The following is a 21,833-nucleotide window of genomic DNA, read 5'->3' on the forward strand; positions in this document are numbered from 1 at the left end:
GTTTGTAATATACGTGGGATTGTGGAGAATAATAATACCAATGGCAATCACAATGTTAATATTCACAATAGGATATAGATTCTTCAGGAAATATGAACCAAAGTATTGAGGGGGCTATACGAAACCAGAAAGAAGTGTATGGAAGTATTAATTGTGATGGGGATGTATTTAACCAAATGAGGCTTTTGCCTCATTTGGTTAGTTGTTAAGATTTAAATAAACATTCGTAAAAATCTTAAATTTAAATATTTTTAGCTTAAAAAAGGCGAAAAAATCTATTTTTCTTTTTTTATATAATAATATATTAATGAAGAAGCTATTCCGAGAAAGGTAAAAGCTATCATTAAACTCAGATAAAGTCCTCCTCCATTTGTTGGACTTAATAACACTTTTACCAAAATCAAAACTGAAAATAATATCAACAAAATACCGGAGAGTAAGGATATTTGCTTTAAATTAATTTTTATCACTCCTTTTAGAATAGTTTATAAAATAGATTTATATACACGTAAGAAATTCTCACCTGTTATTTTCTTTATTTCAGTTTCAGTATATCCATGTTCTTTTAATTTCTCAATTAATACAGGTATTTCTTTATGAGTGTTTAAAGAATCTACTTGCTCATCTCTAAACATATCACATAAATCAAAACCAAATCCCACATGTTCTACTCCTACAAGGTTTGCAATGTAATCTATATGCTTAATTAAGCCATTAATATTATTTTCAGAGTTATTATCTGTTACAAACATACCATTTGCATTTATTCCAATTACTCCACCGTTATTTGCAATAGCCTTTATTTGTTCATCTGTTAAATTTCTTTTTGAATTAAAAAGTTTTCTGACATTGGAGTGTGATGCAATAATAGGTTTTGTAGTAAATTTAATTACATCCCAAAAACCTCTATCGTTTAAATGACTTACATCAATTAACATGCCTAATCGCTCAGCCTCTCTCACAGTTTTAACTCCAAAACTGCTTAATCCGCCTTCTGTGCCAGTTTCTACCTCTGAGAAGAAAGCACCATCTGCAACGTAATTTCTTCGGCTCCAGACTAAACCAGCAAATCTTACTCCTAATTCATAGAACACTTTTAATAAATATAAATCATTTCCAATGGGATCTAATCCTTCAAATGAAAGTAATATTCCAATCTTTTGATTATCAATTGCGTATTGAATATCGTTCATATTTCTGCATAGCATTATTTTTCCTTCAGATTCCTCAATTTCATAATGTAAAGATGCTATTTGGTCTAAAGCGTTTCTCAATGCCATTTCTGGAATGTATTTTTCTGAAATAAATAATGAAGACACTATAATATTAACCTTTCCTTTTTTAAAATCATCATAAAATCTATTCATTATTACCTTGTTTTTTCCTTCTTTCCTTTTTTCAGTTACATATGTAAGTAAATCAAAATGTGCATCGATAATGAGATAATTGTCTGTATTCATATACAAATCCCCCTGTATAAAAATTATTAAATATCTTTTAATGAAAAGAGATCAATATATTTTATCATATTTTCAAATCTCTGGAAAGTTAAGGCATTTAAACTGAGTGTAATTTCAAATGAAAACTCAATGTCATTTAAAACTTTTTTAATTGTTTGAATTTCATCATAGGTATATTCTTTGGGCAAATAATAGCCAAGAGTAACATGAGGAATGAGTATTTTTTTCAAAGGTAATACCTTTTCAAAAATATTGTACATATTTATGAGTGCATTAAAATCTGGGAAATCCTTTGGATAAAATTGTATTCCTATTGCAGCTCCACCATTGAATAATCCATTGGAATTTAATGTTATTGTTGTATTTCCATATATCTCCTTTAATTCTCGGAAGACTTCCTTTATCGTATTTTCAGAATTTTTCATGCATTTTTCCAGATTATCAGCAGTAAAATAATTACACAAATCATGAATGGTTAAATGAAAGGTTTCCTCAGGTAGTTCATTAGCCAATATTCCATTTAATTCGCTGTATAATAATTTTTGAATAATTTGAACCTTTTTTTTGTCTTCATTATTCAATGGAATAACAACTGTATTTCCTATAAACTTTTTATATTCACCATTTTCATTTACTTTTAAATAAACGCTTTCTAATACTTTCCAATCTTTGTTTAAACCATTTATAGAATCTTTTTTTATCTTATTAAGCTCGTTTATATAATCATTATATTCCATAAAATCGCCTCCATTCTCTCTAATTAAATATTATCATATTTAACCATTAAACCTTATACACGATAATATGAATATTATATGAATAATTAATATTTAAGATGGATTATCAACTGTAATTGTATATAATCATTATTTTTGGTATTTGTAACCGCTTACATAAAAGTGATATTATTTTATATGGTGGGCATTTATGCCTAAAAATTTTAGGGGAGGGTTAGACATGAAGAAGATTATTTTGGTATCTTTGATTATTTCAATTGTTGTTTTTTCTTTTGCTATTGAAACATTAGTAGTATCTTCAAGATTATGGACTCCACCTACAGAAAAGGAGTTTATTATTAACGAGATTATTAAACCATTTGAAGATATGTATAATTGTAAGGTTAAATTCCAGACAATGGACGATCAAAGTATAATGGATCAAGTAGATGTTCAGGTTAGAACAAATAAGGTAACTACAGATGTAATAATATTATATGCTTCAAACATGCCTAAAATGGTAGATAAAGGATATGTATATGATTTAACTCCTTATGTTGAAAAATGGACAGATAGAACATTTTCTAAAGGTTTTGATTCAATGACCATGTTTAATGGAAGAAGGTATTTCTTACCTGTAGGAGCTGATGTATATCTTACACTTATTAATAAAAAAGCATTAAAGTACAAACCAGAGAATATTGATATTAACAATATGACATGGGAACAACTTGCAGAATGGGCTAATCTTGTAGCAAAAGCAGAAGGTGAAGGAAAATTTGCTGTTACTGGTGTTCCTATGAAATCATTGATTTATCAAATTGGTGCTATTGCATTATCTTATGGCGCAGACTGGCCAAATTTAGACAATCCAGGTTCAATGGCAGCATGGTATCTTATTTATAAGATGAAAGATGCATTTTCACCTGCAATAAAAACATATGATGATACAAGACCTCCAATGAAAAGAGGAGAAACATGGATGACAGTTGCACATTGTGCAAGGGTTGGAGAGGTATATAACAGCAATCCTACACAGTTTATAGTTGCACCTGCACCAAAAGGACCAGCAGGAAGAGGTTCTGTAGCAGGTACAAGCGGATTTGCAATTGTAAAAGGAACAAAACACTTTAATCTTGCTTTGAAATTCTTAGAATATATGACAAGACCAGATATAATGCTTAAAGCAAGTAAAGGTACAGGTGGATTTATACCTCCAGTTGACGAAGCTATAAAATATCTTGGGAATGATGCACAGGATGAAATTATCAAGAATGCTGTAACAGTTATGAATACAGGTGTATTATCATACATTGCACCTATCTGGAAAGACTGGGGACAGGTAAAATTAGTATATGATGATTTATTCAAAAAGATGATTCTTGAAGATAAAAAGTTTGAGCCTGATTTAATGGAATTATATCAATTTAAGATTGATGCAATGAGAAAATAAATATTATTTATTGATGATGGGGCGTTCTCGGGACGCCCCTTTAGTAAAGGAGTGATACCTTTGAGTACACAAAGACTTGAAAAAAGATGGATACCTTACATTTTAATTGCTCCAACAATTATATATTATTTAATCTTCTGGGTAAGACCGGTTATAACCGCTATTATATATAGTTTTTTTGATGAAAATAATATATTTACTTTGAATAATTATATTACTATATTTAAAGATCCATATTTTAAACAGGCAGTTTTTAACACATCATTTTTTGTAATAGTGTCAGTTACTTTAGAATTTGTAATCGCATTAATGCTTGCATTAATAATAAATAAAAAATTTAGAGGTTCGCAGGTGCTTTTATCTATTGCTTTAATTCCTATGGCTTTACCTGCTGTTGCAGTTGGAGCTATGTGGTCAAGTGGATTTGCGTCATATGGTTGGATGAATAGTATTCTTTATCATCTTGGTATAATAGATGCAAATCAAAAAATTGTATTTCTTGCAGGGAATGATTTTCAATCACTTATGTTAATAATATTAATTGATGCATGGCAGGTTATTCCTTTTATGATGGTTATTTTATTAGCAGGACTTCAAGGGATACCGAAGGATTCAATAGAAGCAGGATATATATTCGGCGGGACAAAGTTTACTGTTTTGAGAAAAATTACAATTCCCATGTTAAAACCGAGTATTCAAACAGCATTAATTTTGAGAATAATTTCAGCTATTCAGGTATGGTTGATAGTTGTTATGATATATGGATACAGAAGAATACCAGTATTATTGGAAGAGGTTGTATTTTATAAAGAACAAATTCTTGGTTTTTATAGAGTAGCACTTGCATATTCTGTAATAGTTTCGGTTATAGTTTCTATAGTTTCAATAATATATTTGAAGGTTTCCGGTGCCTTTGAAAAGGAGGAATCCTAAATGAAATCCTCTAAATACACGTATAAAAAAATTCTTTATTCAACATTATTTTATATTGTTGTAGCGGGAATAATTCTTGTAATACTTACTCCAATTTATTTTCTTGTTACTATTTCTCTTATGTCAGATCAGGAAGCTTATGATTGGCCAACAAGACTGGTTCCATCATTTTATAATCATTTTAGAATAGAACGTTCATGGGATAATCCTGATAAATTGCTTATTAGCGTATATAGTCCGGCAAAAAAAAGATATATTACAATTATTGAAGAAAGTAAGTTTGAAGATATAAAAACGTTTATAAGAAGAAAAACAAATAGTGAAATAAAAAAAGAAAAGTTTGATGCTCAAATAGTTAAATTAAATGAAATTATAGAGAAAAATAAAAGTGAAATAGATAGTCTTGTTCAACAAAGGAAGTTGTTAGAACGGGAATTAAATCAATTGAATGTAGATGTTGGAAGATTAATGGATAAAATATCGATGGCAGAAAAAATTGGAGGTATGGAAGATTTAATATCTCAGATAAAGGAAGAGATAAATAATAAAAATACTAGAATAAATGAAATAGAATCAGAATTGTCTAAAATAGAAGAAAAATACGATCAAATAGCTACGGTTCATTTTAGTGTGCCCAAAAAACTTTTTGATAATTATGTGACCTTTTTTAGAGTTACAAGTGATGCATTACCAGCATTACTGAGAAGTATAGAAGTTGCATTTTTAACGGTTTTTATTTCTTTAATTATTGGTGGAATGGCAGGATATGCTTTTGCAAGATATACATTTAAAGGTAAAAATTGGCTTAAATTAAGCGTATTGTTTGTTAGAATGTTTCCAGGTATTTCAATAGCAATGCCGATGGTAATTATATTGATAAATATGGGGTTTTATGATAAACCTATTGGATTGTCTCTCGTATATTCGGTTGGTCAAATTGGAATGACAATATGGATTACCGCAAGTATATTTATGGGTATATCTGTTGAGTTGGAAGAAGCAGCTATGATTTTTGGTACTACGAGATTTGGTGCATTTATGAAAGTAACTCTGCCTCTGGCATTACCTGGATTAGCCGCAAGCGCTATGTATGCTTTTATAGGAAGTTGGGCAGAAACTGCACAGGCTATAGTTCTTACACAATTTAACCCTACATTTCCAGTTGTTGTTTATCAAACTCTTGTAGGAGCTAAGGGATTGATAAACTTAAGTGCTGCAGGAGGTGTTTCATTAGCATTACCAGCTATAATATTCACCTTAATAATAAGAAGATATATACTTCAAATGTGGGGTGGCGTTAGAGTTTAAAATCTTAAATATAAGGAGAGATTAATATGGCTACACTTGAACTTATAAATTTATCAAAACGTTATGGAAAGAGTGTATGGGGTGCAAAAGATATTAGTTTAAAAGTAGATAACGGTGAATTTATAGTATTTTTAGGTCCCTCAGGTTGTGGAAAAACAACCACTTTAAGAATGATAGCAGGTCTTGAAGAAGTTACAGAAGGAACAATTTTAATTGATAATAATGATGTAACTTATTTAGAACCAAGAAAACGAGAAGTAAGTATGGTTTTTCAGAGTTATGCTGTATGGCCTCATATGACCGTATATGAGAATATAGCTTTTCCTTTAAAATTAAGAAAGTTGCCTGAAAAGGAGATAGATAATATAGTTCAGGAAGTTTCAGAAATGGTGAAAATACAGGAATATTTAAAAAGATATCCCAGACAACTTTCTGGAGGACAAAGACAAAGAGTTGCTCTTGCCAGAGCATTGGCGGTAAAACCAAAGATATTCCTTATGGATGAACCATTATCAAATTTAGATGCTAAGCTCAGAATAAAGATGAGAACAGAATTAAAGGCTATACATAATAAAACCGGTGCAACAACAATATTCGTTACTCATGACCAATCAGAAGCTCTTTCAATGGCAGACAGAATAGTTATTATGAAAGATGGTAATATAGAACAGGTTGGAACACCTGATGAAGTTTATTTTGATAGTGAAAATGTTTTTGTGGCAGGATTTATAGGAACTCCACCTACAAATTTCTTTAAAATGAATATCAAAAATGAAGGGGATAAAATAGTTTTCTATAATGAAGAATTAAAATTTAGTTTGTCAGATAAAATTAAGCAATTACTAAAAAATTATAATAAAGATGAAATTATTCTTGGAATAAGACCAGAAAGTTTTAAAATAGTTTCAAAAGATGAGGCTATATTTAGCAGGGATATACTTGTTGTGGAACCACAAGGTTCCCATCAAATTATAGCGATTGAAATTGGAGAGCAAATAATAAAAATTGTTTCACCATCGTTCCCAAAATATAGTTCTGGTGAAACTATACATATTTCATTTGATGAAGAAAGGGTAATGTTATTTGATATAGAAACAGAAAAGAGAATAAGGGAGTGAAAAAAAATGAATATGGCATTATTGCATTATCGTGGTGGATTAATGGATGGAGTATCTTTAGAGATGGATAAATGGAAAAAGGTATTGGAAAAACTTGGGCATAATGCCGATATTGTGGCTGGCAATAAAAAGGAAGGTGTTGATAATTACATTGAAGATATAGGTTTTGAAAATAAATTATATAGAATTATAAATAAAAATGCATTTGAGAAATTAGAAGATTTTACAGAAGATGAACTAGTAAAAGCTATAGAATTAGAAAGTGATAAGTTATTAAAAAATTTTGAAAAAGGACTTGAAAAATATGATGTTATTTTTCCAAATAATATATGGTCTTTAGGAGCATTCCTTCCAACAGCAATTGCTTTAAAAAGATATGCAGATTTACATCCTGAAAAATTATTTATAGCTCACCATCATGATTTCTGGTGGGAAAGAGAGTATTTTCTCAATTCAACCTCTAAAAAAATTGAAAAATTGTTGGAATATTATTGCCCTCCCGTTGGAAAAAATATCAAACATATGGTAATTAATTCAATTGCAAAAGAAGAATTAAAAAAGAGAAAAAATGTTGAAGCAACTGTAGTTCCTAATGTGATGGATTTTGAAGAAAAATCATTTATTATAGAGGGATTGAATAAAAAAATTAGGGAATATTATGATATTCCAAAGAATAGCATTATCTTTTTGCAAGCAACTCGTGTAACAAGAAGAAAAGCAATTGAATTGGCAATAGATTTAATTGAAGTGTTCAATAAAAAGGTTAAAGATAAAAAAGGTGAAATTTTGTATAATGGAGAAAGGTTTAATGGTGAAATACTTCTTGCATTTTCAGGAATGTGTGAAGATGATGTATATTTTGACGAATTGAAGAAAAAGGCAAAAGAGCTTAATGTAAAGATTCTTGATATGTATAATGCAGTTGAAAAAGGAATATGGAGCTTTTGGGATTTGTACAATATTTCTGATATAATTACATATCCTTCAATTCTTGAAGGTTGGGGGAATCAGTTGTTAGAAGCAATTGTTGCCAAAAAACCTGTTGTTCTCTTTGAATATGAAATATTTTTAAGCGATATTAAAAATTCAGGGCTTGAATATATTAATCTTGGAAATGAATATGAAATGATTGATGGTTTTGTGACAGTAAATAGAGAGATTTTAGAAAAAGCAGCAGATGAATTAATAGAAATTCTATTTAACAAAGAGAAATATTATGGTATAATAGAAAGAAACTTTGAAGTAGGGAAAAAATATTTTAGTTTTGATACGTTAGAAAATATTATTCGTAATTTACTTAAATGAGGGGGGCAAAAAATATGGCAACTATTGACGATGTTGCCAAATTAGCCGGTGTTTCTACGGCAACAGTTTCAAGGGTATTAAATAATACTGCTAATGTTAGTGAAGAAACTCGTGCAAAAGTATTATATGCTATAGAAAAATTGAATTTTAAACCAAAATTTTCTGCGAAGGCTCTGGCAAAAAGCAAAAAAAGATTTAAAATAGGATTAGGACTTGGAAAAAGAATGCAACTATTGAGAGATGAAAATGATGAGCTTGGGGGACAATTTTATGGAATAATTGTTAGAGAAATAAAAGCATTGGCAATGATGCATGGAGCAATTGTAAAAGAATTATGGTTGGAAAATGATTTAGAAGAAAAATTTGATGGCTTTATTCTTGTTGGTCTTGATGTAACGAAGGAAATATTGAAAAAATTTAAGGATACAGAAAAACCTATCGTGTTATTGGACCATTATATTACAGGTGAAGAAATAGATAGCGTACTTTCAGATAATTATAATGGCGCTTTCTGTGCTGTGAATTATTTGATTAATAAAGGATATAAAGATATTATACACATTCATGGGCCATTAAAATCTTATAGTTTTAAACGAAGACATGATGGATATATTGATGCGATGAAAAACGCGAAACTTAAAAGTCAATGTTATGAATATGATGACGTAAAAAATAATATTGATGTTGTAATACAAAAAATCATAAAAGGTAAAATACCAGAAGCTATTTTTGCTTCTAATGATATAACTGCAATGAGGATAATAAGTGAATTAAAAAAATATAAAATAGGGATTCCAGATAAAGTTAAAATAATAGGATTTGATGATATTCCTATGGCTAAAAAGTTTAATCCCCCTCTTACAACAGTAAAGGTATTTAAACAGGAGATGGGAAGTATAGCATTTAAAAGGTTATATGAATTAATGTTAAATGAAAATATTCATCCTACGCGAATTTCCGTTTATACTAAGTTTATAAGAAGAAAAAGTGGATAATAAAAAGGGATAACTGAGAAGGTTATCCCCTTTTATTTTCTAAAAAAATATTTTTAGGTTCTGTAATTATTCCCATCATAATAATATCATAATATTTATTTTTTATGTAAACTGCTTCTCTTCGTTTTCCCTCTTCTATAAAACCAAGTTTTTTATATAACTCATATGCTTTTGGATTGTTGGAAAAAACCTCCAATTCAAGTCTGTGTATTTTTGGATTTTCCAAACACCACGTAATATGATTTTTTATTAATAATCTGCCAATTCCAATACCCCTAAACCGCTCTAAAACAGAAACTCCCAGTTTTGCCGTTTTTTGAATTCTTCTTCTTTTTAAATTCCATTGAATATCACAATTAGCTATAATATTTTCATTATATCTTGCAATTAATGTTCTAAATCCAAAATTTTTATTTGAAAAATCAATTAAGGTTTTTATTTCTTTTTCCGAAAGATCAAATTCATCAGCTGTTGTTAAAAGTGTTTCAGAATTTTCAAATATTGTGTTGAAAAAATCCAATAAATTCTTTGAGTCATTTTTATTTGGATAATCAATATGAATTCCATGATTACCTTTTACAAAAACATAATATTCCTTTTGTAAAATAGCACCATATTTTTTTAAGGCATTTTTTAGTTTTTCCTGTGAAGGATATAAGCTTATAAGATATTCATCTGCTGTATAATTTTTTATATCATTTAAAGCCTGAAGAATAAGAGACGGATTATATACTGAGAATTCCATTAATTCGACTTTGTTATTTTTTACAATATAAAATGCCAGGATTTCATTTTCATTTCCTAAAAATCTAAAAGTATAACCGCTTTTATAAAAGTTTATAAGATCCCATACTGTAAATGGAATATTTATTTTTTTAAGTAATTTCAGAATAGAATATATTATTTCATTTTCAATAATAAAATCGAGGAATGTCTGTGTATTACCTTGAACATATTTATTTTTCATTTTGAAAACAGAAAATTTACCAATATTGTTAATATACAATGTGTCATTTTTTACTTCTGAAAAGAAGTAGATATTTCTTTTAGGGATATTAATAGTATTTTCTAAAATATTTATTATTTCTGTATTATCCTTTACATGGAAGAAAAAATCACCATAATCATTTCTATAAATTTTCCTCACCTCTATATTGAAATGCCTCTGATACATGTTCAACAGTTACATATTTTGAATCATTTAAATCAGCTATAGTTCTTGAAACCTTTAAAACTCTATTTATTCCTCTGCCAGTCATTTTAAAGGCTTTTGCACCTTCTTTTAAAAATTCTTCAGCTTTTTCATCAAGTTTTATATATTTCTTAACTTCTTTTTGTGTAAGTTTTCCATTTAATTTGTTTTGCCTCTTTATCTGGATTTTGCTTGCACGTTCTACTCGTTCTTTAATAGCTTCAGATGATTCTTCTGAAAAGTCATTTAATAATTCGTCTATTTTTACACGAGGAACAGTGATTTTTATGTCAATTCTATCTGAAATTGGTCCTGAAATCTTTCTATTATAATTTATTATTTGATTTATAGAACATGTACATTCATGTTCAGGATCGCCATAATAACCACAAGGGCATGGATTTTGGGCAGCGACAAGCATAAACTTCGCTGGATATGTTGCGACAACCTTTGCACGAGAGATAGTGACAATGCCATCTTCAAGTGGTTGTCTTAAAGCTTCTATAACATCTGTTCTAAATTCTGGAAATTCATCTAAAAACAAAACACCATTATGTGCCAAACTTATTTCACCAGGTTTGGAATCAGAACCGCCACCAATAATTGAGGCTGTTGATGCCGAATGATGAGGCGCTCTAAATGGACGTTTCCTGATAATCTTATTGAGATAACCATATATAGAATATATTTTTGTTGATTCAATTATTTCTTCTCGTGTCATTTCTGGAAGTATAGTTGGGATTCTTCTTGCAATCATTGTTTTTCCGGATCCTGGGCTTCCTTTCATTAAAAGGTTGTGAAATCCCGCTGCAGCAATTTCAGCAGCCCTTTTGGCAAAATATTGCCCTTTAATATCAGAAAAATCAATTTGTTCTTCATTTTCTTCATAAAATTTTTCCCCAGGTGCAGCCTTATATTTTTCTTTTTTTTCATTATCGAAAATATAGATTATTTCAGATAAATGAGATATAACATAAACTTCATTGTTTTCCTCTAAAAATAAAGCTTCCTCTTCATTCTCTTTAGGGATGATGAATTTAGCGTTTTTTTCTTTTTGAGCTAATTCAAGTAACAATAAAGTAATTCCGGGTATTCCTCTTATTTCCCCATTTAATCCGATTTCACCAAAAATATAATAATCATCTATATCAAAATTAATTTGTTTAGAGGCTAATAATATTCCAACAGAAATAGGTAAATCAAAATGCGTTCCCTGTTTTTTTAAATTACTTGGTGCCAGATTTACTGTTACGTTTCCATTTGGAAAATTAAAACCGGAATTTCTAATAGCACTAAAAACTCTTTTTTGACTTTCAAGAATGGCAGTATTTGGCATTCCAACTATTTTAAAAACCTGTTGTGTTGAACGAGAGTTAATATCCACTTCTACAAGTATAGTTTTTACTTCAAAACCGCTTACAAAAGCACTTTTAACTCTTGAATACTTCATCCCTTACCTCCTTTTTAAAAATAATAGCCTCTATTATTATACCAGATATTCACAATTGCTATATATTAAGTTCTTCTATTTTTATATTTGCTTAACATTTTCAATGTATAATTGCAAATGGTTTGCAATTACAAAATATGGAGGTGGTGTAGTAATGAAAAAAAGCCTATTTTTGGCAGTTATTTTAATTATTGGTGTTTTAGGATATTCTTTAAATATTTCCGTTTCAATATATCCATATTATCTTGTTTTGAAAGATATTGTATCCAATGAGGATCAAATTAACATCATTGTACCAGCAGGTAAAAGTCCCCATACTTATTCTGTTTCCTCGAAGGATTTAATAAAGATATATAAAAGTGATCTTGTAATTTTTAACGGACTTAATTCAGAAGTGTTCTTAAATAAAGTTATAACTAATATCAAAAAGAAGAATATCAGCTATATTTTTGCTGGTGAGGTTATTCCAGAGGATATGATTATAGGTAGTAACCCTCATATATGGTTAGATCCAGAATTAATGTATAAATATATAATTCCAGAGATTACCAATAAACTCATTTTGTTAAATCCTGAAAAAAAGGAATTATATTCCGAAAATTCTAAAAAACTTATAAAAAAATTAGAATTAATGGATGAATACTTGAAGATTAAATCCTCTGAAATAAACGGAAGTATTATTACATTCCATAATTCATTTCCATATTTTGCAAGACATTATAATATAAAAATAGCTGGAGTTATTGAAAAATCACCAGGTGTAGAGCCATCGATTGCAGATATGAAAAAATTATACGATTCTGCGAGAAAAAACAATATAAAAGGTGTTTTTTCTGAACCGCAATTAAATCAAAAAATTGCAGAAAAAGTTGCCAGGACACTTAAAGTAAACTTAGGAATGCTCGATCCTTTGGGAAATTCCTTTAATAGCATAGATGAGTTATATCTTATTAACTTTTTAAATATCTTAAATACTATTAGGTGATTTTTATGAAACTAACAAAACCCAGAAAAGATATACTTAAATTATATGAAAATATAGATTATCCATTAAATGCAGAAGAAATATATAATTTACTCAACAAAAAATATGATCTTTCAACAATATATAGAAACCTTAATTTTTTTGAAAAAAATCATATTTTAAAGTCCATAGTATTTTCCGATAAAATAACCTATTATTATCGTCCAAATGGTCATATTCACTATATTTACTGCATAAAATGCAAAAAGTTTGAAAAACTTGATATGTGTTTTGAAAAAGAATACAGTAAATATATTGAAGAAATACTGAAATTTAAAATCACAGATCATATTCTTTATTTTGAAGGCATATGTTCTAATTGCCAGCATGAGGGGGAGGGTAAGCAATGAAAAAGGAAAAGGTTATAAGCGTTAATAACCTTAATTATTCTGTTGAAGATAATGAGATACTAAAATTCATTACCTTTGATATATATAAAAAAGATTTTGTTGGAATTATAGGTCCTAATGGTGCAGGAAAATCTACACTCATAAAAATTTTAATTGGAGAAATTGAAAATTATCAGGGTAAAGTAGAGATTAATGGAAAAATTGGATATGTTCCCCAAAAAGATGAATTTGATAGGACTTTTCCAATAAAGGCATATGAAGTTGTATTAATGGGAATGTACAAAAGCGTTGGATTATTAAAAAGATACAAAAAAAGCGATATTGAAAAGGTTAGAGAAACCATGAAAAAGTTAAATATAGAGTATCTTTTTGATAGAAATGTTGGAAAGTTATCTGGTGGTGAATATCAAAAAGTATCTCTTGCAAGAGCACTGGTAAGCGATCCAGATATATTAATACTTGATGAACCAGAAGCAGGAGTAGATAAAAAAGGACAAAATATGATTTATGATATTCTTGAACGATTAAATGATGAACTCGGCTTAACGATAATACTTGTGAGTCATGATATTTCAATGGTTGTAAAAAAGACAAATAAAGTTATGTGTTTAAATAGAACCTTACATTGTCATAAGAATGCAATTGATGTAACTGCTGATGATTTAAAGAATATATACGCTGAAGAGATGGAAATACTTGTACATATTAATCAGCCGTTGAAAGTGGTGAGCAAAAATGATTGAATTATTCAGTTATGATTTTATGGTATATGCAATTTTATCTGCAGTTTTGGCAGGTTTTAGTGCATCATTATTATCGAATTATATTGTTTTGAAAAAAATGGAGTTTATAGGCGAAGGTGCTGCTCATACAGCCTTTGGAGGAATTGCTTTAGCTATTTTAATTGGATTTAATATTGATATTATGAATATAATTGTAGCACTTCTTTTTGGAACGACTATATTTTTTATTGGTAAAAAAGGAAAAATAAATGAAAATAGTGTAATTGGTATGCTTCTTTCATTTTCAATGGCATTGGGAGTTATATTCTTATATTTAAAACCAGGATATACACCTGAAATTACCAGTTATCTATTTGGAGACATATTAATGGTAACCCAGAAAGATGTAATTATTTTATCCGTTGTGGCTATATTGATTTTATCCCTTGTAATATTGTTTAATAAAGAACTTAAATATTATGCGTTTAATCCGAGGATTGCCAAGATATATGGAGTGCCTATTGACTTAATTGGTTATATATTTTTAATAACAGTATCAATTGTAGTTGTTACTACCGTTAAAATTATAGGGATAATCCTTGTGACTTCATTGCTTATAACACCTGGCGTAATTGCCAAACTTTTTGCTAAAACACTAAACCAGATGTTAATTATTTCTTCTATAATCGGAATATTCTCTGGATTTTTTGGGATAGTAATTGCATATTATTTGAATATTCCGCCAGGACCATCAATAGTTGTAACATTATTCACCATTTTTGTAATCAGTTATTTATTGAAGAAATTAACAGAAAGGATTATAATACAAAAGAAATAGTTTTTTAGTAAGAAAATATGTTATAATTAAATGTATTTCAATTTAAAAATCGAAAGGGGTGAATTTTATGGATTATCTTAGTTGTAGCGAAGATCCTTTATCTAGACCGCCATAACAAAATAAAAAAAGGAGGAGATAAAAATGGTAAAATTTTACAAAAGAATTGAGCACAAATTAGTGGAGGCAAAAAGCTTTTCTCAAGATGCATTAATTAAGGTAGTAAATCCTTCACAGGATGAAATACACATGTTATCCAGCCTTTTGAACTTTGATCCTGATTTTATTACCGATTCAATGGACGAAGATGAAAGAGCACGTATTGAAATAGATGAAGATACAATATTGCTTATCTTAAAAGTTCCAATGAAAAATGAAGAAGACGATAAAATACCATATAAAACTGTTTCTTTAGGCATAATAATTGGAAAAAATTATACATTGCTTGCAATGAAACAGGAAATTGCATTTATTGAAAAAATGATAGAAACACATTTATTAAATCCACACAAAAAAAGCAGAATGATTTTTCAGATATTCTTTAAAAATGCAAAACTATTTTTGGATTATCTAAAAGAAATAAATAAAACTATAGATTTAATTGAGGAAGAACTACACAGATCTATGAAAAACAACGAATTAGAAACACTGATGTATCTTGAGAAAAGTTTAGTGTACTTCACTACTTCTTTGAGATCGAATGAAATAATGATGGAAAAACTGTTAAAAGGTAAAATTCTGGAATTATATGAAGATGATGAAGATTTGCTTGAAGATACATTAATTGAAAACAGACAGGCTATAGAAGTTACAAATATATATAGTAACATTCTTTCAGGAATGATGGATGCATATGCCTCTGTTATTTCCAATAACCTTAATATAGTAATGAAAATCTTAACTGTTGTTACTATATTAATGCAAATACCAACTATTATTACCAGTTTTTATGGAATGAATGTAAAGTTGCCGTTTCAGGAAAATCCATTAACATATGTAAATATAATTATTTCTTCTATAATAATAATGATTCTAACAGCCTTATTATTTAAAAGTAAAAAATGGATGTAATAAATTAAATGCAGAGAATTACTTCTCTGCATTTAATTTTTCATAGCAGTCTCTACATACTGCAATATACTTCTCAAATCCTCCAACATCTATTTCATCACCATTTCCAACTAATTTAAATGAAATAGTTCCGTTGTATTCTCCACATTCATGACATACAGCCTTCTTTTTAATAATTTCATCAGCATATGCTGAAAGCAAAATTGTAGTCTGAAATGGGTTGTTTTTATATGTAAGGTCTAATCCAGAACAATAAACATTTATTCCTTTTTTTAATAAATCATTTATAACATCCTTTAAGCCTTCATCAAAAAATTGAACTTCATCAACAAATACTGCTTTTTCATCATAATCAAGATAATTATACATTTCTTTTGATTCTTTAATAGGAATTGCTTCTACTTTTGTACCGGTATGTGAAACAACATATTCTGAAGCATATCTTGTATCTATAATAGGTTTAAATACTTTGATTTTTTTCTTTCCAAGTGTATAGATTTCTATAAATGAAATTAATTCTGAAGTTTTTCCTGAATACATAGGACCTACAATTAAAATGAATTTTCCTGACATTATATTACCTCCTGTAATCTATTTGAGAAAATTTGGGGTTTTATCATATGAAACAAGAACAGTATTATTATACTGATAAAATATGAAATGAATTTTGCAGAATTATCATTAAAGATAATATATGGGATTTTAGAATTTAGAAAAATCAAAAATTCATTGAATCCTTTTAATGAATAATCAATCCATATCCCTAAAAAATGTGGTATTGGGAATAAGATTGCTATAACTCCAAAAAACATTATTGCATATATTATCGGTGTAATAATTATCGATAAAAAGATTCCAAGTAATGAAATTCCATTAAAAAATATAATACTCCATGGTGCAACAGCAAGATATGCTGATAATGTAATTATAAACGGGTTTTTAGTATATTTTAGAGAAAATAATATTGAAAATGAAGCAAAGTAACTCATTAAAAATCCTGGTGATAATATACTATATGGATTATATAATAAATTTATTATTCCAACTATTCCAAGGAGATTTAATGTGTCTATATTAAAGCCAAAGATTTTTGATAATTCAACAAAAATTAGCAAAAGCACAGCCCTTGTTGCTGAAGGAGAAAAACCTGAAGCTGCAAGATAAAAAAGCAATATTATTATAGTAAAAATGCGCCTATAATGTATATGAATTAAGGTCTTTGAAAATATATAATATATGGCAAAATAAAGAAGATATACGTGAAAACCAGAAACAGCAAATAAATGCAAAAGTCCAGCTTCCTTGTAAATTTTAGAGTATGTAGGGCTTATGCCACCAAAAAGAATGGAAAATAAAATATTATTTGTTGAATAATCATAATGATTATAAATACGTTTTTTGAAATAATTTCTAATAGAGTATATGCTTCCTTCATTTGAATTTGCCATATACTCCGCATTAAACCTTCCATTCAGGTAACTCCCATAGATATATACTTTATTTCCAATTTCAAATGGATCAACAGAAAACTTATTATAGTTAAAATATAATGTTTTATTATAATCAACCCATTTGTTTTCAAAGAAAATTTTTTCTGTTTTTACTTTAAATTGATTATAGTTTTTATCTGTAATATATCCTAAAATTCCCAGGTCAATGTTATTAAGATTATCGGGTAAAACATTAGTAATAAAAAGTGTCCTAAATACGATTAATCCTATTATAATTAAAAAAAGAGCTTTAGTTTTTAAGGAATATTTGTTAATAAAAAAGACTACAGCCATAAATATTATGGCTGTAGTTATCATTTTTACTTTTATTAAAAGGATTATTGTAATTGCTACTGAAAAAAGTGTTACAAAAAATGGCATTATGCTCCAAATTTTTCTAATTTTCTTGCATTACCGAGAAGCAATCCCATAAGATCAACAGCATATATTGTTCCCATAGAGCCCCTTGCTGCTTCAAATTCATCAAATGCTTTTGATAAACCAGCTCTTGTATATGGTGATTTTATCATAAATGGAACTGGATGCCAGCTGTGTCCGCTCATTGCTACAGGTGTTGAATGGTCTCCTGTTACAACTAAAACATCAGGATTTAATTCAAGTAATTTTGGTAATGCTTCATCAACCATTTCGATTACGTGAACCTTAGCATCAAAGTTTCCGTCTTCTCCGTATGAATCTGTTTTCTTAATATGTACATAGAAGAAGTCATATTCATCCCAGTGTTTTTTCAAAGTTTCAAATTCATCTGCAGGTGTTTCTCCGTCAACATCTAAAATATCCATTCCAACCAATTTAGCTAAACCTTTATACATTGGGTAAACAGCAATAGCAGCTGCTCTCATTTTATAAACTTCTGGGAATTTTGGAATTGCAGGGTATTTTGAAAATCCTCTAATTAATGCAAAATTGATTTTTGGTTCGTCTTTTAATACTTCTCTAATTTCCTTCATTAATTTTGTAACTATTTCTGCAGTTTTTTCTGCAGCAGGATCATATGCGTGTGCCCATTTAATTGGCAATCCTTCCTTCTGTGGGTCAGCATCTTCAATTCTGTCATCTAATCCTTCTCCTGTTAGTTTTACAACGAATCTATGTTCTTTTCCAGGATAGAAAGTGATTTTAACACCATCGATTTCTTTTATGTGTTCTTGTAAGATTTTTACTACTCTTGCTGATTCTTCTGATGCAGGTCTTCCAGCTCTTCTGTCAACAACAATATCACCGTCTAATGTTGCGAAATTAGCTCTTGCAACAACGTCTTTTTCTCCTACTTCAACATTAATACCAAGTGCTTCGAGGATACCTCTTCCAATTTGGTATTTAATAGGATCATATCCGAAAATACCAAGATGTCCAGGTCCTGAACCTGGAGTTATTCCTGGTAAAACAGGTATTGTTTGACCAAGGTCTGATTCTGTTGCTACTTTATCGAGATTTGGAGTTTTTGCAGCCTGTAAAGGAGTTTTTCCATTAATAACTGTGTCTCCTATTCCATCCATTACAAGCATTACTATTTTTGAATCTGTTTTTGTAATAAGCTTTTGTAAAAATTCCTGTCTATCTACCATCATATGTTACTCCCTCCCCAACAAATAATTGATTTCATAAAAATTATAGCATATTTTCTTTTGGCAATTATAATATTTGAGTAAAATTTTAAAGACGTTATCTTTTTGATAATAATACACTGGTATAATTAATTTGAAAATTTAACAAGGAGGTTTTTAAAATGAAAAAAGGTATAATATTTGATCTCTACGGAACGCTTATAAATGCAAATCACTTATTTTTACCAATCGCTAAAATTATTTCAAAAGAATGTAATTATCCATCTAAGATAATCGAGAAAAGGATTAATGAAACATATAAAGAGATATTTAAGGACTATCATTTAAAACCGTTTAAACCTGAAAGGGAATATTATAAAATAATGTTTGAAAAAATAATAGATGTTTTTGAATTAAAAAATTCCCCAGAATATTATATAGATGAAATGTATAAAACATTTATTAACCTGCCACCATACGAAGATGTCGATTATTTAAAATATTTAAAAGAAAATGGCATGAAAATAGCAATACTTTCAAATGCTGATGATGATTTTGTAATTCCAACTTTAAACAAAAATCCTTTTCCATTTGATTATCTTATTACCTCATATGCCACGAAGTTATATAAACCGGATCCTAAAATATTTGAATATGCATTAAATGAAATGCGATTATCAAAAGACGATGTGATATTTGTTGGAGATAATTACAATGTTGATATTCTCGGCGGCAATAATTTTGGGATAAAATCAATTCTTATAAATAGGTTAAATCGTCAATATGAATATTCAGAAACTATAAAATCATTATATGAATTGGATAGATATTTAAAATAATAAATTTACCTTGCGAGCAGCACCAGATCTAAATAACGTTCTGGTTCCTGCTCCTTTTTTTATCAGATCAAACAATAAATCGCCATTTTCAACATATGCACCTGATAAAATCTTTACAGGAAATACATCTTCAACCATCATAGTTGATGGACCTGCTATTGCAACTCTATCTGTGTTAACATAATTTAATATCCAATCTATAGTTCCATTCACAATTGAAGTTCCAGTGATAATAACAGCGCTGCATTTTGGAAGCATCTCTATAATTGCCCAATCTGGAAGTACTTCATCACTTCTCCTTTGTCTATCAAAAACAAGGACATCCCAGACTTTGGGTTTTAATGTTTCAACAAAGGGCGTAATTTCGCCAATCATTCCAACAACATCGTTTTTCTTAAATTCCATTAATTCTAAAGTATCTCCACCAACAAATCGTTCTGGATTTTTATTAAAGACAGCATTTAATGCAGCGTAAGATACAGATCTTAATAATGGATCACCAGAAAATAATCCTACTTCTAATAAATCTTTTGCTTTCATTCCAATATTAGCTTTACTCTCTGGTTTTCCGTCTAATCCCGTACATTTGTAAAATTCTTCACATTTACCTAAAGTATCTTCGCGATTTGTAGCAACAAAACCTACTCTACCATCGCTTAATTTTACAGCTGTTTCTCCAATACCAATAATAAAATCTTCAATAATAACATCATCTACTAAATTTTCAAGAGCTTTGTTATAAAGTTTTTTTGCAATACTCAACTTTATCCCCCCTACCATTTTATGTGATACTATTATACTATTTTTAACATTTAATATCAAATGTTATTTCTCAAAAATTCTGTAAGATAAAAATGGTAAAATTAAATAAACTGGAAGGAGGTTGAAAAAATGAGAAGTATTTTACAAGATTTAACACCAGAATTTTTGAAAATATTAAATATGGATAAAATATATTGGTATGAAGGATGGAAGGAATATAAACAAAAACATCCCAGATTAATTAGTGAATATGAAAAGAAAGAAGATTTAAACGAAGAAAAAATAAAAGAAAGATTACAAGATATTAGAAGAAAAGATTTTGATTTATTTAAGCAGGATTGGGAGAACAATTTTCTCAGTGTAAAAAAAGAAATGGTTCAAAAACTTTCGAGAAACGCTGAACATTATCAATTAAAACGTGGTGATTTTGTTGTATTTATTATGGGAATGTTGGGTTTAAATTCTCATTATTATATCGATACTTACTATGGAACTGTTATTATGGTTGATTCATTTTATCATTTTTTAAATAACGTAGATATTAGAGAAACTGTTGATAAGGCGATTTTAGAATTTATTAATAATAGGCCGGTGGATACTAAAAAAGCGCTTTTTGGTAAATTGCTATCACAAATAGAAAAGATTATATATGATACAAAAGACATTAATAAAGCTATGGAAAAAATTGTAAAAGTATTATATGATAATGTGGATTATTATAATTGGGTAGGTTTTTATTTAACTGACAAAAATGAAAAAAATATATTAAAACTTGGTCCATATCTTGGCGAACCAACAGAACATGTAAAGATACCTTTTGGTGAAGGAATTTGTGGTCAGGCTGCTGCAACAAAAAATACCTTTGTTGTTCAGGATGTTTCTAAAGCAGAAAATTATCTTTCATGTAGTGAAAAAACAAAATCAGAAATAGTTATTCCTATTATTGATAATAACGGAAATGTATATGGAGAGCTGGATATAGACAGTCATAAGTTGGAACCATTTACTATTGAAGATTCCCAATTTTTAGAAGAAATTATTAATTTATTTGTTAAAAAATATGTTTAATTTAATTAATATTTAGTTTTTTAACCTATTCACAAAATCGAGAAAAAAAGCTTATTTAATAGATACAATTCTTAATGAAAGTAAAAAAATATTAAAGTGTAAATTTTTAGGATTTTTTTCTAATTGTCATGGGGTGCATATTTCTTTTTGATAATTCCTAAGTTCACTAAGTTT

General features: G+C 28.7%; 21 protein-coding genes. 13 read left to right on the forward strand and 8 right to left on the reverse strand.

Annotated features, from left to right (window positions below; genetic code table 11):
- Positions 1-485: 485 nt before the first annotated feature.
- A complete protein-coding gene (locus tag XO11_RS10235) occupies positions 486-1,460 on the reverse strand; it encodes a dipeptidase (protein ID WP_175418603.1) in 975 nt (324 codons plus the stop codon).
- A 26-nt stretch (positions 1,461-1,486) separates the two neighbouring features.
- A complete protein-coding gene (locus XO11_RS10240) occupies positions 1,487-2,197 on the reverse strand; it encodes a hypothetical protein (protein WP_175418604.1) in 711 nt (236 codons plus the stop codon).
- Between the two features lie 220 nt (positions 2,198-2,417).
- On the opposite strand from XO11_RS10240, the gene XO11_RS10245 reads away from it, so the two are divergent.
- From XO11_RS10245 to XO11_RS10270, 6 genes are read left to right on the forward strand one after another with little or no spacing between them, the layout of a single operon-like run.
- Positions 2,418-3,629 (forward strand): ABC transporter substrate-binding protein, encoded by a 1,212-nt coding sequence (locus tag XO11_RS10245; RefSeq protein WP_014297541.1) that lies wholly within the window; start codon positions 2,418-2,420, stop codon positions 3,627-3,629.
- 60 nt (positions 3,630-3,689) lie between these two features.
- On the forward strand, positions 3,690-4,562 hold the full coding sequence (locus tag XO11_RS10250; protein WP_175418605.1) for a carbohydrate ABC transporter permease: 873 nt from the start codon (positions 3,690-3,692) through the stop codon (positions 4,560-4,562).
- Complete coding sequence (locus XO11_RS10255; RefSeq protein ID WP_014297543.1) at positions 4,563-5,870, forward strand: carbohydrate ABC transporter permease; 1,308 nt, start codon at positions 4,563-4,565, stop codon at positions 5,868-5,870.
- Between the two features lie 26 nt (positions 5,871-5,896).
- Positions 5,897-6,988 (forward strand): ABC transporter ATP-binding protein, encoded by a 1,092-nt coding sequence (locus XO11_RS10260; RefSeq protein ID WP_175418606.1) that lies wholly within the window; start codon positions 5,897-5,899, stop codon positions 6,986-6,988.
- 6 nt (positions 6,989-6,994) lie between these two features.
- Complete coding sequence (gene mggS, locus XO11_RS10265; RefSeq protein ID WP_175418607.1) at positions 6,995-8,293, forward strand: mannosylglucosylglycerate synthase; 1,299 nt, start codon at positions 6,995-6,997, stop codon at positions 8,291-8,293.
- 14 nt (positions 8,294-8,307) lie between these two features.
- Complete coding sequence (locus tag XO11_RS10270) at positions 8,308-9,288, forward strand: LacI family DNA-binding transcriptional regulator (protein WP_175418608.1); 981 nt, start codon at positions 8,308-8,310, stop codon at positions 9,286-9,288.
- Positions 9,289-9,310: 22 nt separating this feature from the next.
- On the opposite strand, the gene XO11_RS10770 is transcribed toward XO11_RS10270, so the two are convergent.
- Together XO11_RS10770 and XO11_RS10280 are read right to left on the reverse strand one after the other, a co-directional pair.
- Entirely contained in the window at positions 9,311-10,435 is a 1,125-nt protein-coding gene (locus XO11_RS10770; protein ID WP_014297547.1) for a GNAT family N-acetyltransferase, read from the reverse strand.
- The gene (locus tag XO11_RS10280) at positions 10,419-11,930 is read right to left on the reverse strand and encodes a YifB family Mg chelatase-like AAA ATPase (RefSeq protein WP_014297548.1); all 1,512 of its coding nucleotides are present in this window, start codon (positions 11,928-11,930) and stop codon (positions 10,419-10,421) included. Before XO11_RS10280 ends, XO11_RS10770 begins: the two co-directional genes overlap by 17 nt.
- A gap of 154 nt (positions 11,931-12,084) precedes the next feature.
- Here XO11_RS10280 and XO11_RS10285 point away from each other — a divergent pair, with 154 nt between their 5' ends.
- The 5 genes from XO11_RS10285 to XO11_RS10305 all read left to right on the forward strand — a co-directional run bounded on the left by XO11_RS10285 (position 12,085) and on the right by XO11_RS10305 (position 15,932).
- A complete protein-coding gene (locus XO11_RS10285; RefSeq protein WP_014297549.1) occupies positions 12,085-12,915 on the forward strand; it encodes a metal ABC transporter substrate-binding protein in 831 nt (276 codons plus the stop codon).
- 5 nt (positions 12,916-12,920) lie between these two features.
- Positions 12,921-13,304, forward strand: a complete 384-nt coding sequence (locus XO11_RS10290) for a Fur family transcriptional regulator (protein ID WP_014297550.1) — start codon at positions 12,921-12,923, stop codon at positions 13,302-13,304.
- The gene (locus XO11_RS10295) at positions 13,301-14,047 is read left to right on the forward strand and encodes a metal ABC transporter ATP-binding protein (protein ID WP_014297551.1); all 747 of its coding nucleotides are present in this window, start codon (positions 13,301-13,303) and stop codon (positions 14,045-14,047) included. Before XO11_RS10290 ends, XO11_RS10295 begins: the two co-directional genes overlap by 4 nt.
- Entirely contained in the window at positions 14,040-14,864 is an 825-nt protein-coding gene (locus tag XO11_RS10300) for a metal ABC transporter permease (protein ID WP_014297552.1), read from the forward strand. Before XO11_RS10295 ends, XO11_RS10300 begins: the two co-directional genes overlap by 8 nt.
- A gap of 141 nt (positions 14,865-15,005) precedes the next feature.
- Positions 15,006-15,932 carry a magnesium transporter CorA family protein gene (locus XO11_RS10305; RefSeq protein WP_014297553.1) on the forward strand — a complete coding sequence of 309 codons (927 nt, stop codon included), beginning with the start codon at positions 15,006-15,008 and terminating at the stop codon, positions 15,930-15,932.
- 18 nt (positions 15,933-15,950) lie between these two features.
- Here XO11_RS10305 and XO11_RS10310 read toward each other — a convergent pair whose 3' ends face one another.
- The 3 genes from XO11_RS10310 to XO11_RS10320 are packed head-to-tail and all read right to left on the reverse strand — an operon-like array spanning position 15,951 to position 19,011.
- Positions 15,951-16,505, reverse strand: coding sequence for a thymidine kinase (locus XO11_RS10310; RefSeq protein WP_014297558.1), 555 nt, complete (start codon positions 16,503-16,505; stop codon positions 15,951-15,953).
- Entirely contained in the window at positions 16,505-17,803 is a 1,299-nt protein-coding gene (locus XO11_RS10315; protein WP_014297559.1) for a ComEC/Rec2 family competence protein, read from the reverse strand. Before XO11_RS10315 ends, XO11_RS10310 begins: the two co-directional genes overlap by 1 nt.
- A complete protein-coding gene (locus XO11_RS10320; protein ID WP_041639183.1) occupies positions 17,803-19,011 on the reverse strand; it encodes a 2,3-bisphosphoglycerate-independent phosphoglycerate mutase in 1,209 nt (402 codons plus the stop codon). The genes XO11_RS10315 and XO11_RS10320 overlap by 1 nt, the downstream gene beginning before the upstream one ends.
- 161 nt (positions 19,012-19,172) lie before the next feature.
- On the opposite strand from XO11_RS10320, the gene XO11_RS10325 reads away from it, so the two are divergent.
- Positions 19,173-19,829, forward strand: coding sequence for an HAD family hydrolase (locus XO11_RS10325; protein WP_175418609.1), 657 nt, complete (start codon positions 19,173-19,175; stop codon positions 19,827-19,829).
- Here the strand turns inward: XO11_RS10325 and XO11_RS10330 are convergent.
- Positions 19,821-20,591, reverse strand: a complete 771-nt coding sequence (locus tag XO11_RS10330; RefSeq protein ID WP_175418610.1) for a DUF364 domain-containing protein — start codon at positions 20,589-20,591, stop codon at positions 19,821-19,823. The two genes, XO11_RS10325 and XO11_RS10330, sit on opposite strands and share 9 nt — an antisense overlap.
- A gap of 129 nt (positions 20,592-20,720) precedes the next feature.
- On the opposite strand from XO11_RS10330, the gene XO11_RS10445 reads away from it, so the two are divergent.
- Entirely contained in the window at positions 20,721-21,659 is a 939-nt protein-coding gene (locus XO11_RS10445) for a GAF domain-containing protein (protein WP_014297563.1), read from the forward strand.
- Positions 21,660-21,833 lie beyond the last annotated feature (174 nt).

Source organism: Marinitoga sp. 1138 (genome assembly GCF_013363265.1).
In the GTDB taxonomy this organism is placed as follows: Bacteria; Thermotogota; Thermotogae; order Petrotogales; family Petrotogaceae; genus Marinitoga; species Marinitoga piezophila.